The organism is bacterium (assembly GCA_030019025.1).
GTDB lineage: Bacteria > Hydrothermota > Hydrothermia > UBA1063 > UBA1063 > UBA1063.
Genome location: JASEFR010000009.1, coordinates 1 through 11,433, shown reverse-complemented (window position 1 = coordinate 11,433; position 11,433 = coordinate 1). Strand labels below are relative to the sequence as shown.

The window sequence follows — 11,433 nt, the reverse complement described above, 5'->3', positions numbered from 1 at the left end:
CATCCATTAAATGCTGATTTCCTTCATGAACAATTGATGGAATATAAAATGGCAGAAAGAGATGCGTGGTGGTCAACATTTTTGCACTATCAACATGAAGCTAAGGATACTGTTGAAAGGATTATAGAATGGGCATGGTCAGAATATGATAAATCTCACATAAAAGATGATTCGGTTTTGCTATTGGCAACTGCAATGTCTTGGTTTTTGACCACTTCAAATAGATTCATTAGAGACAAATCTACAAAAGCTTTGGTTGCATTGCTTCAACATAGAATTAAACTACTTCCTAAATTACTAGAAAAATTCAAAAATGTAGATGATCTTTATGTTCGAGAAAGATTGTTTGCTGTTGCTTATGGTTGTGTGTTAAGAAACAGTGATGATACAGAAAGCCTTAAAAGATTGGCTAAGTGGGTTTATGATAACATTTTCAAAGAAGGTAAACCACCGGTCCATATTCTTTTGAGAGATTATGCTCGAGGTATAATAGAGGTTGCTTTAAGAAAAGGTATTGAACTGGAAAACATAGATGAGAGCAAAATAAATCCTCCTTATGAAAGTAAATGGCCCCAAAATATGCCCTCAGATGAAGAGATAAAGAAGTATGAATTTGATTATAGGTCTAAAGATTTTAAGGATTATTACTGGAGCCAAAATACAATTGTCAGTTCAATGCAGCCTGAACACACAACATTAAAACACAGTATATATGGTGATTTTGGAAGGTATATATTGCAAAGTGCACTTTCCCACTGGGATACTGGAAATATAACAATCCAGCAGTTAAGTAATTTAGCAGTAAAAATGATTTTTGAAGAACTTGGTTACAATATTGAGTTACACGGTAAATTTGATATATATGTTACAAAAAACTATTATTACGGCAGAACAGAACATAAAACAGAAAGAATAGGAAAGAAATATCAGTGGATTGCCTTTCATAAAGTTTCGGCAATGGTATCAGATCACTTTCCTTTAAAAAAGGAACCTTGGGATTATATACAAAAACATTATAAAGGACCTTGGCATCCTTACATTAGAGACATAGATCCTTCTTTACTGATAAAGAACGATGATCATTTAATCAACTCTTTTTCTATCAATAATTGGTTATCCTCTAATGGAAACTACGACGCATGGCGGACAGAAAAAGAAACTTCTGAATGGTTAAGGACTAAAAATGATTTGCCTGATCCTATTAAAATTTTACAAGTTGAAGACGACAACGGAGAAGAATGGTTAGTTCTAGAAGGTCTTATAAGTTGGCAAGAAGAAACACCTCCAGAATTTGAAAAATATGAAATCCCAATTAGAGAGTTTTGGTATATGATAAAAAGTTATATCATCAAAAAAGCCGACTTAACCAAAATATATGAATGGGCCAAAGAGCAAAATTTTTGGGGAAGATGGATGCCCGAATCCCATGAATTATATAAAATATTTTTAGGAGAATATCCTTGTTCTATAGCATTTGAAGATTTGAGAGGCGATTATAATATCTGGACAAAAGAAGCGGGAGGAAAAGAAATACCTGTTCCAGTTATTGTCACTGGTGATATTTACTTAAATGAGTTCACCACAGATTGTTCTTCTGATGGTTCTATTTCTATAAAACTTCCTTGTAAATGGCTCGTAAACGAAATGCAATTAATTCATAAATTTCTTGATGGAAGGTGGTATAACGATAAAGAAGAACTTGTTGTTATTCCTACAAATATATTTGCAGATACTTCTTTTTCGGCACTTCTTAGCAAAAAACAGAACTTATGTGAATTTCTAAACAAAAATGAATATACCATATTGTGGATCTTATTAGGTGAAAAACGAGTGTTAGGTGGAAATTTATCACATCGAAATTATGAAGGACATTTGTTAATAAACGGTGCTTATGTTCTTGATCATAACGATATTGTCGGAAGTTTTAATAGTGAATTTGAAAAATAATCTCCTGCAACGGTCCGATAACAGAGGGTATGCGGTTCACTTACGCTCGCCCCAATTTGCTCCGTTAACGCTCCGCAAACTTCACATATTCCCAGAACGTTATAATATGAGATTCCTATTCATGTACTTTGAGGTATATCCATGAGGCTCTGGTCTCTTCACCCGAAATACCTTGATGCTAAGGGCCTTGTCGCCCTTTGGCGAGAAGGTCTTCTGGCTAAAGCAGTCCTTGAAGGGAAAACAAGAGGCTATACTGCACACCCACAACTCATAAGATTTAAAAAGCAGGAGAGACCACTGGATGCGATAAACGTATACTTAAAAACAGTCCTTCAAGAAGCTCAAAGAAGAGGTTATCACTTTGATTCGAGCAAGATCGACCTGAAGGCCACGTACCCTAAAATAACCGTCACAAGCGATCAGCTCGCCTATGAATGGAAACACCTGCTCGGTAAACTAAAAATGAGGGACACAGAAAGGTTTCAGAAACTGATGACACTTGACGAGCCGGATCCGCACCCTCTGTTCTTTAAGGTTAACGGCTCTGTTGAGCCCTGGGAAGTGGTAAAATGAGCAATGAATTTGAAAAAACATTATAACGCTTTTTGGATATGAAGAAGATGACTTATCCATTCTTCACGCATCCCAACACGTTAGGCGAAATTTCGCACGACCTTGATAGAAGTAAGCCGATAAAGGTAAGAGAAAAAGAAGAATTAGAGAAAAAACTTGAATTTCCAGAACTTACCCATCCACACCCTGTCCAGATTTTGAAAGAGCCGTCAATCAGGGGAGTGATTCTATTTTTTGGATATCAGGAATTTTCTTATAAACTCATCAATTTCCCCATTTAGGACCGCCTCGGCATTGGTCTCTTCATATCCGGTTCTGTGGTCTTTAACCAATTTATATGGATGTAAAATATAGGAACGAATTTGTCTTCCCCATGCAATTTCAGATTTTTCCTTTTCAATGTCACTAAGTTTTTCTTTCTCTTTTTCCTTGTAATACTGGTAAAGTCTTGCCCTTAAAATTCTTAAGGCAGTTAACTTGTTCTGGTATTGGGACCTTTCCGACTGACAGGCAACTACAATTCCCGTTGGTATATGGGTTATTCTCACTGCGGTTTCATTTTTTTGCATGTGCTGTCCACCTGGGCCCGAGGACCTAAAGGTCTCTATTTTCAAATCTTCCTCTGATATGTTAACTTCCACGTCTTCCTGCTCTGGGTATACAAAGACCGAAGCAAAGGATGTGTGCCTTCTCCGTGAGGCGTCAAAGGGGGAAATTCTGACAAGCCTGTGGACTCCTCTTTCTGCTTTTAACAGGCCGTATGCATAATCACCTTCAACGAGTACAGTGGCGTCTTTGATCCCCGCCTCTTCACCGGGCTGAAGGTCTACGATTTTATATTTAAACTTTTTTCTTTCAAAAAATCTCAAATACATTCTGAGTAACATTTCGGCCCAGTCCTGAGATTCCGTTCCACCGGCTCCCGGGTGGATCGTAATAATAGCATTCTTTCTGTCCTCCGGTGATTTCAAAATGGTTTTGATCTCCAGATCTTCAATTTCTCCCAGAATTAGCTTCTTCTCTTTCTCAAATTCTTGAAAAAATTCGGAGTCATCATCTTTAAGTGGTTCAAGCTCCGCCAAATATTCAAATTTTTTTTCTATTTCTTCTACTTCTTCCAGCTGCTTTTTTAACGAAGAAAGTTCCTGTAAAATAATCTGTGCCTTTTCCGGATTTGCCCAAAAGTTGGTATTTTCCTGCATTTTTTCAATTTCAGTTATTCGCTTTTTAATTCCAGGAACATCAAGATACCTCTTAACGTCCTCAAATCTTCCATGTAGCTCTTCAAGGGCTGGGTCTTTAAACATAGTACTTTAATTATAAAGCCTAAATTTCCTACACTTTAATAGTTGCGTTATAATAATATCACAATGAAGTTTGAAAAAAAATTGGGTAAGTTTGAGCTTCTTGTTTCCGCCTATTCTTCTAAAAGCGAAATAACCCTTCTTTATGACAGGACCGTAGTGAGGGAGGCTGTTGTTTACGGCGAATTAAAAGAAGATGACGTAAAGTTGAAAGCCACGGGATATGATCTTCCACTCATTGTAAATTTCGAAGAAGAGATTATTATTTCACCAAATTTTCGCGAAATACTCTTTGTACCTATTCCACCATCGGTAGAGGTTATAATAAAACAGGGACCTGTTTATCTGAATTTCCATGTGAGTGCCGAACCCCTTAAAAAGGGTTACAAGGCCCACTACTTCCCAGAAGATGACTTCTATTATACGATCTCTGTAACCCCAGACTTTTCTCCTTTTAATGATTACTACTATTATGTTCCTCTCCGATTGAGGAGCCAGGAAAAGAAAATAGTGGCACTGAAAAGTCTTCCCCTCGAGGCTTATCAGTTGGACTGGTATGTTCACAAAAATCTCATAATTTCTGAAATTGTTGAATGTGTTGAAAAGGGTAGCGAGCTTACCCTTTATTTTACCGCCAAGTCTTTTTACGAGGACAGCCTGAATGTGGGGGTAGGTGAAGAAAACGCTCAGCTTCTCGGGCGTAAGAGGCAAGCTAAGAAGGAATTTGAGGTGTTGAGTTGGAGGCATTAATATGCCGTGGAAGATCATAATCATACTATTGCTTTTACTACTTTATGCCCTCTTCTGGTTTCTTGTGGAGCCAGTTTTTGCGTCAAAGAGTTCGTTTTTAAAACAATTCCGTTTCCATTTTGATTTGTTTGTTACCTTAGTGTTTTCTTCTGTCGTTTTACTGCTTGTGGGACTGCCTGCATGGGTTGTAGTAATTCTTTTGGGGATGGTTGTGTCCTCTGAGGTCATTGGCATCTCCTATTTGTCGAGAAAAAAGGAAGAAATCGAACAATATCGCCTTGAACTCAAGGAGAAGGACCTCATCGAATGGAATGGAGAGATTTACGAGGTAAGGAATCTGGATAAAAGGTTTGTAAGAGCGGTTTCCGAAAAAGGCGAGATTTACATTCCCCTCGAACTTCTTTACAAAGAGGGTTTCAAAAAGTTAAGAAAGGTATTACCGAGGCAAGTTGTTTTTTCTGTTTTCTTCCCTGTTGAACTATACCTTCAGTTTGTAAGGAAACTGGAAGATTTTTTGAAAAATTCTACCTTTGTGTTGGTTTCTCCCAGCTTCAGTGTTGAATTCGTTTCCTTGGCAATTAATGAGGTAGAGGTTAAGATAACTTTTTACACGGAGAATTTAACTTCGGAGAATCAATTCTGGGAGGAATTTTTAGCCTTTCTTGAAAAGGAAAGGCTTAGCATTAATCGGTTGTTGAAACATGGGGAAGTTAAGTCTTACTGGTGGTGAAAATAAGAGGCGGAAGTTAAAGATACCTAAGGGGATAAGGCCCACAAGGGCCATTGTGAAGCGCTCAATCTTTGATACCCTTAGAGATTTCGTAGTAGATTGTGATGTCCTTGAGATCTTTGCAGGATCGGGTGCTGTTGGGTTCGAGGCCCTTTCGCGAGGAGCCCGTTTTTGTGTATTCATAGAGAAGTCAAGGGAGGGAACGCTTACAATTATAGAAAATGCGAAGAAACTCGGAGTCTTGGACAAAATCAAGGTCATAAAGGCTGATTTTACTAAGGGGCTTAATGATCTTTTACGAGAGCAGAGGCAATTTGACTTTATTTTTGCAGACCCTCCTTATGATTTCGTAAGCCATGAAGAACTTTTCAAGAGAGTTGCACCTCTTCTAAAAACCGGTGGTCTTTATTTGGTTGAGGTCAGGAATAAAACTCTATTACCTGAAAGTTGGGAAAATCTCTCAAAAGTTAAGGAGGTAAACTTTGGACAGACGAAAGTTGTATACTACCGCATGCTATCCGGGGACCTTTGACCCCATAACCCTTGGGCATGTAGACATAATTAAAAGGGCATCCCGTCTTTTTGAGAAGGTTTTTGTCGTAGTTGCAAACCCTGTTCACAAGAAATCGCTCTTTAGTCTTGAAGAAAGGGTTAAAATGGTTGAGGAAAGTGTAATTTCCTTTCCCAATGTGGAAGTCAAAATCTTAGAGTCGAGATTACTTATGGATTTCTGTCGTGAATACGATATAGGCATAGTTATAAGAGGAATGAGGGCGGTTTCTGATTTTGAGTATGAATTTAAAATGGCATGGATGAACAGGAAACTCTTCCCTGAAATTGAGGTAGTTTTTCTCTTACCCTCAGAAGAATATACTTATCTTTCATCGACTCTGGTTAAGGAGATTGCGACTCTTGGGGGCGATATTTCCTCTCTTGTTCCGGAGCCGGTGCTAAAGTATTCACATTTAATTAAAGAGAGGATTTACAAGTCAGGATTGGGTGATGAAAAGGAACAATCTTTATGAATTTAGATTTTCTTCTCCTTGGATTACCTGAGGAGATTAGAAGGGCAGAACTTTCTGGTAATTTAGCTTTAGCCAGAAGTCTCATTTTGGAACGCCTTAAAAGAAGCATTCCCGAAATCCATAGAAAAAGGCTGGAGTTCGAGTTGGTGAGGCTTAGAAGATTGCCCCTTTATTATCCCTTTACTTACGAGAAAGCACTTCAAGAGGCGAGAAATTTGATTGAAAACTTCACCGAAGAAGAATTTAATTCTTATGTAGAAACGGGAAACGTTGATTTTATTGAACTTGATGGAGTCAGGTATTTTGAGAAGAGATTCGCTTACAATTTGGGATTCAAATTTCCAGAAGTTAAGCGTCGAGTGAAAGAGGATAAAGAACAACAGAGGAAGAGGGAGATCCTGGAAGGGAGGATTAATGCACTAATAGGTGGAGATAAACCTAAAACCTGGAAGGTAAAGGCTAAGATAAGTTTCCGTGTTAAAGATCCAAAGGGTAATAAGGTGAGGGTGTGGCTTCCCCTTCCAAAGGAGTCCTATTTTCAACATGATATTAAAGTTTTAGAGTTTAGCCACTTGAACGCTTACATTTCCTCGGAAAGGGCAATGCAGAGGACGATTTATATGGAAGGAATGGACTCGGAGGAGTTCTTTGTGACTTTTGAATACGTCATAAGGGAAGTTTCGAATCCTGTGGTTTTAAAAGGTGTTTTAAATGGATTTGAAAATTTGAAGCCTTTGAAAGGGGTGATTGAATCCTCTGATTTCCTTGCTGAAAAGCCTCCTCACATAACTTTTACCCCGCTTCTTAAAAAACTCCTTGGGGAGATCATTGGTGGGAGGGAGAGTATCCTTGAAAAGGCCTTCGCAATTTATGATTTTGTTACTTCAAAAGTTTACTACTCCTATGTTAAGCCTTATATTTATTATGACCACATCCCTCACTATGTGGTAGAAAATTTAACTGGAGATTGTGGATTTCAGGCCCTTCTCTTCATAACTCTTTGTAGAATGGCGGGAATCCCTGCTCACTGGCAGTCAGGTTGGTTTATAACCCCTTATGAAGCATCTCCACATGACTGGGCTATTATATATTTACCAGAGTTCGGCTATTTGCCTGTTGATTTATCTTTTGGGGGAAAGGACAAAAAAGACATAATGAGAAAAGCCTTTTACTTTGGAAATCTTGATGGCTTTAGGATGGTTGCCAACGATGAGTTTCAGGAAGATTTTGATCCGCCTGCGAAATTTGTAAGGGAAGACCCTTACGATAATCAAGTGGGAGAAGCCGAATACGAGGATGAAAAGGCTTTTGGGGAGCACAGAATAGAAGTTTTATGTTTTGAGGAGGTTTAATTATGGCAAGAATAACAAACATTAAATTTCAGAAAAAAATTTATGAGTATGATAAGGCTTTTCATATAACGGGAAGTGTTTCCACTGCTTCTACCAATATTGAGGTTGTTGTGGAGACTGAAGAAGGTATAAAGGGTTATGGAGAGGCTTCACCGTCTTTCAGGGTTAACGGTGAAAAGCCAGAGGGTCTTCTGGCAATGGAACCTTTTGTAAATGAAAATTTGAGGTTAAGAGATACGGACAGATGGAGGGAGATTTTCGATTTTACGGACAAATTGATTGCGACCCCGAGTCTGAAGGCAGCGATCCAGTGGGCTGTGATCTCAATTTTCTGCACCGAACATACCATATCACCCTTCGAGTTTTTTGGTGGTCAAAAAAGGGAAATAGAAACGGACAAGACTGTAGGTATAGATACCCTTGAAAATCGGGTTAAAGAGGCAGAGACCATATTCTCGGAAGGTTTTAGAGTTATAAAGATAAAGGTGGGCGAGAATTTTGAGGAAGATATTGAAGCAGTTTTGAGAATAAGAGATAAAACACGGGGAGCAACCTATATTATTGATGCCAATATGGGATATACACCCAAACAGGCTGTTGATTTTACAAATGTACTCTATCGTGAAGGGGTAGATGTAGCGGTCTTCGAACAACCCGTTCATTACCAAGATCTGGATGGACTTAAGTTTGTGCGGTTCCATTCTCCTTTTCCCGTAGCGGCCGATGAATCTGCAAAAACCAAGTTTGATGTTTACAGATTGGTGAAAAACGATGTGGTAGATTATGTTAATATAAAGCTTATGAAGTCAGGAATTTCTGACGCAATGGCGATTGTGGAGATGGCGAGAAGTAGCGGGCTGAGATTAATGATCGGCTGTATGGGTGAGTCAAGTCTGGGAATTAACCAGAGTGTGATGTTTGCGCTTGGGACAGGGGCTTTTGATTTTCATGACCTTGATTCCCACCTATTGATGAAAGAAGAAACTTTTCGTGGTGATTTCAAGCAGGTAGGACCTAAAATAACCCTTCCTTAATTTTGCACAATTTTTGTGCGAGTTGGTTCTCCTTTGCCCAAGATTTGTTCAAAAAGGGTTTTGATTTTTGGCACACAATTTGCACCTCCTTTTACAAAGGAGGTGCAAAATGAAGCTCAGGTTAAATCTAAAAACAGTTTCAAAATCAGCTTTAGTGTTGTCTTTTCTTGTTGTTTCCTGTCAAAGTATTGACACAACGCCGCCTGATGCGCCCACTGGTCTCACCAGTGTGACTGGTGATAGGGCAGTATATCTCTACTGGAATCCAAATACCGAAAAGGACCTCGCTGGCTACAGGGTCTACCGAAACACTTCACCATCGGGCTACTTTCTCATGATTGCTGATGTAAAAGAAAACGTGTACGTGGACAGGGATGTGGAGAATGGGGTTACCTATTTTTATGCTGTAAGTGCCTACGATTCGGCAGGTAATGAGAGTGAGCTTTCTGAAGAAGATTGTTTTGATACTCCACGTCCAGAGGGCTATAACATGAAAATTTATGAGAAAGACTATTTGCCATCCTTTTCCGGGTATTCCTTCGATAATTTCAATCCTGTATCTTATAATTCGTCAGAAGCCGATTTCTACTTTGATGTTAGTAATGACAAAGGATACATTATCGCTACGACGGGAACTCTGATTCAGGATATGGGGGCATATAACATGGATGACATTTCTTATGCTCCTTTGTCCGGTTGGGATTCTGATGGCGTAATAGAAGCAATTCCCGGCCATGTTTATGTGGTATGGACGAGGGACAATCACTTCGCTAAATTTCGTGTAAAGGTATTGGATAACACTTTCCTGGTTTTTGATTGGGCGTATCAGGTAGCTGAGGGTAACAGGGAATTGGTAAGGAAAAATTTAATAGAAAACAGGGAGGTTTACCATGATTAAGTTTTTAATGTTACTTAATTTGATGTATTCAGGCTCTGAGTTCGCCCGGGTGGGTGACCTCAGAGGTGAAGCGAAAATCTGGAGGTATGGAGAGGAAGGGAGTGAATGGTTAACCATCAACAACATTATTGGTGAAGGCGATGAGCTTCTTACTTATGATGATTCTTACCTTGAGATAGAGTTCAGTGACGGTTCCGTTCTTACTCTAAGTAGTAATACCAGTGTTTACTTTGACCGTATAGAGGACGACAGGTCTTATTTTACATTGAATAAGGGCACGGTTAGAATGTATGCTCGTAACAGAGTCTTTGGCGTGTTTGCCGGTGATAGGGCAGTTTATGTGGAGGAAGGCTCTATTGTCCGAGTAGAAGTGGATGATGATTACTTCTCGGCCAGAGTTTATAAAGGTGTAGCTGAGGTGGATAAAAGAAAGGTTTACGCAGGTTTTGAAGTAGTGGTTGACAGGGGCAGATTTTACTCAGGTAGAGCCCGTAAATACGATGGGTTTGACAGATGGGCAGAGGAAAGAGAGCGAAATTACTATGTGATACAAACGGTTGAATATATCCCCGTCCCCTGCTATATTGGGGTTTACCATTTCCACAGGTACGGAAAATGGGTTTACATTAGGCCTTACGGTTGGGTATGGATACCAAGGGTGCCAAGGGGGTGGAGACCTTATTATCACGGCCATTGGGTTTACAGGCCGGACCTTGGCTGGGTCTGGGTTTCCTACGAACCGTGGGGCTGGATTCCTTACCGGTATGGCCGCTGGACCTACGTTTTTGGCTACGGCTGGATATGGATTCCAGGGGAGACCTTTGCAGGCGCATGGGTAGAGTGGTACTATGGGCCCGATTGGGTAGGCTGGGCTCCAATTGATTATTACGGGAGACCAATTATCGTAGTGAACAACATTACAATTGTAAACGTTGTCAGAAAGGAAGAGTTTCACAAACCCGTTTACCGATACAAACCACCAAAGTCGGGAGTGTACAAGGAGGTTTATAAGCCCTATAAGGCTATTGAAGTTAAGGAAATTGTTAAATACAAGACCACAGAACTAGAAAAGCCGGTTTACTTTAAGAAGGCAGAAGTTTTAAAGAAAGACGAAAGGCCAGAAAGTCGCAAAAAGGATGAGCTTTTAAAGGACAAGAAGGTTGAAGAAAAGGATGGGAAAGACGGAGGATTTTACCCGGAAAGACCCGTTGTGGAGAAGAAATCCGATACTAATTTGAAAAGGGAGCGCGTGGAAAAAGAAGTGGAGATTAAGGAGAAGAAAGGTTTTGTGCCGAGAAGCGAAGAAAAAACCGTAGAAAGGGAATCGGGAGCCAGCGTTTTACCTGAAAGGCCAAGTAAAAAAGCAGATAATAAAGGGGTAGAAACGGAAGTTTTTCCTGAAAGGCCTTCTTATAAGGATAGTAAATCTAAACTTTTAGAGAGGGAAAACAGTAACATGCTTAACAAGGAGGAATCAGTCTATAAGAAAAGAGATATTTACGAGAAGGGAGGCACGAAAGAAAGGGGACGGACTTCATCCTTTACGGAAAAAGAGTTTTCAAAAGAAGAACGTCCTGAAAGAAAAGAGTGGAAGACTTTTGAAAGAGAGGATAAAGTTGTGGAAAAGGTAAAGGGCAGAACAAATGCTTCTGAAACTAAAGAAAAGTCGTCTCAGAATAACCCACAGGTTAAAAAGAAAGTTGAAAAGAAATCTAAGGAGATTGATAATAATAAAACCAACAAAGGTGAGGCGGAGAAATGAGATGTCTATGGACTTTGATATTGATTGTTTTTACTACGGGCTTTGCATATGGGGGAGA

General features: G+C 39.5%; 12 protein-coding genes. 11 read left to right on the top strand and 1 reads right to left on the bottom strand.

Annotated features, from left to right (window positions below):
- From QMD82_03475 to QMD82_03465, 3 genes are all read left to right on the top strand, one after another.
- On the top strand, window positions 1–1,947 hold a 1,947-nt coding region (locus QMD82_03475; GenBank protein ID MDI6850982.1), incomplete at its 5' end, for an ATP-binding protein.
- Window positions 1,948–2,088: 141 nt separating this feature from the next.
- A complete protein-coding gene (locus QMD82_03470) occupies window positions 2,089–2,520 on the top strand; it encodes a pyrimidine dimer DNA glycosylase/endonuclease V (protein MDI6850981.1) in 432 nt (143 codons plus the stop codon).
- Between the two features lie 38 nt (window positions 2,521–2,558).
- Window positions 2,559–2,801, top strand: coding sequence for a hypothetical protein (locus QMD82_03465; protein ID MDI6850980.1), 243 nt, complete (start codon window positions 2,559–2,561; stop codon window positions 2,799–2,801).
- On the opposite strand, the gene prfB is transcribed toward QMD82_03465, so the two are convergent.
- Window positions 2,748–3,827, bottom strand: a complete 1,080-nt coding sequence (gene prfB / locus QMD82_03460) for a peptide chain release factor 2 (protein ID MDI6850979.1) — start codon at window positions 3,825–3,827, stop codon at window positions 2,748–2,750. The two genes, QMD82_03465 and prfB, sit on opposite strands and share 54 nt — an antisense overlap.
- Window positions 3,828–3,890: 63 nt before the next feature.
- Between prfB and QMD82_03455 the strand changes: the two genes are divergently transcribed.
- The 8 genes from QMD82_03455 to QMD82_03420 all read left to right on the top strand — a co-directional run bounded on the left by QMD82_03455 (window position 3,891) and on the right by QMD82_03420 (window position 11,375).
- The gene (locus tag QMD82_03455; protein ID MDI6850978.1) at window positions 3,891–4,574 is read left to right on the top strand and encodes a hypothetical protein; all 684 of its coding nucleotides are present in this window, start codon (window positions 3,891–3,893) and stop codon (window positions 4,572–4,574) included.
- 1 nt (window position 4,575) lies between these two features.
- Window positions 4,576–5,304: a hypothetical protein gene (locus tag QMD82_03450; protein ID MDI6850977.1), complete on the top strand. Its 729-nt coding sequence runs from the start codon at window positions 4,576–4,578 to the stop codon at window positions 5,302–5,304.
- On the top strand, window positions 5,276–5,836 hold the full coding sequence (gene rsmD, locus QMD82_03445; protein MDI6850976.1) for a 16S rRNA (guanine(966)-N(2))-methyltransferase RsmD: 561 nt from the start codon (window positions 5,276–5,278) through the stop codon (window positions 5,834–5,836). The genes QMD82_03450 and rsmD overlap by 29 nt, the downstream gene beginning before the upstream one ends.
- Window positions 5,787–6,329 carry a pantetheine-phosphate adenylyltransferase gene (coaD, locus tag QMD82_03440; GenBank protein MDI6850975.1) on the top strand — a complete coding sequence of 181 codons (543 nt, stop codon included), beginning with the start codon at window positions 5,787–5,789 and terminating at the stop codon, window positions 6,327–6,329. The genes rsmD and coaD overlap by 50 nt, the downstream gene beginning before the upstream one ends.
- Window positions 6,326–7,681, top strand: coding sequence for a transglutaminase-like domain-containing protein (locus QMD82_03435; GenBank protein ID MDI6850974.1), 1,356 nt, complete (start codon window positions 6,326–6,328; stop codon window positions 7,679–7,681). The genes coaD and QMD82_03435 overlap by 4 nt, the downstream gene beginning before the upstream one ends.
- Before the next feature lie 2 nt (window positions 7,682–7,683).
- Window positions 7,684–8,715, top strand: a complete 1,032-nt coding sequence (locus QMD82_03430) for an L-Ala-D/L-Glu epimerase (protein MDI6850973.1) — start codon at window positions 7,684–7,686, stop codon at window positions 8,713–8,715.
- Between the two features lie 109 nt (window positions 8,716–8,824).
- Window positions 8,825–9,613: a hypothetical protein gene (locus QMD82_03425; protein MDI6850972.1), complete on the top strand. Its 789-nt coding sequence runs from the start codon at window positions 8,825–8,827 to the stop codon at window positions 9,611–9,613.
- Complete coding sequence (locus QMD82_03420) at window positions 9,606–11,375, top strand: FecR domain-containing protein (GenBank protein MDI6850971.1); 1,770 nt, start codon at window positions 9,606–9,608, stop codon at window positions 11,373–11,375. Before QMD82_03425 ends, QMD82_03420 begins: the two co-directional genes overlap by 8 nt.
- Window positions 11,376–11,433 lie beyond the last annotated feature (58 nt).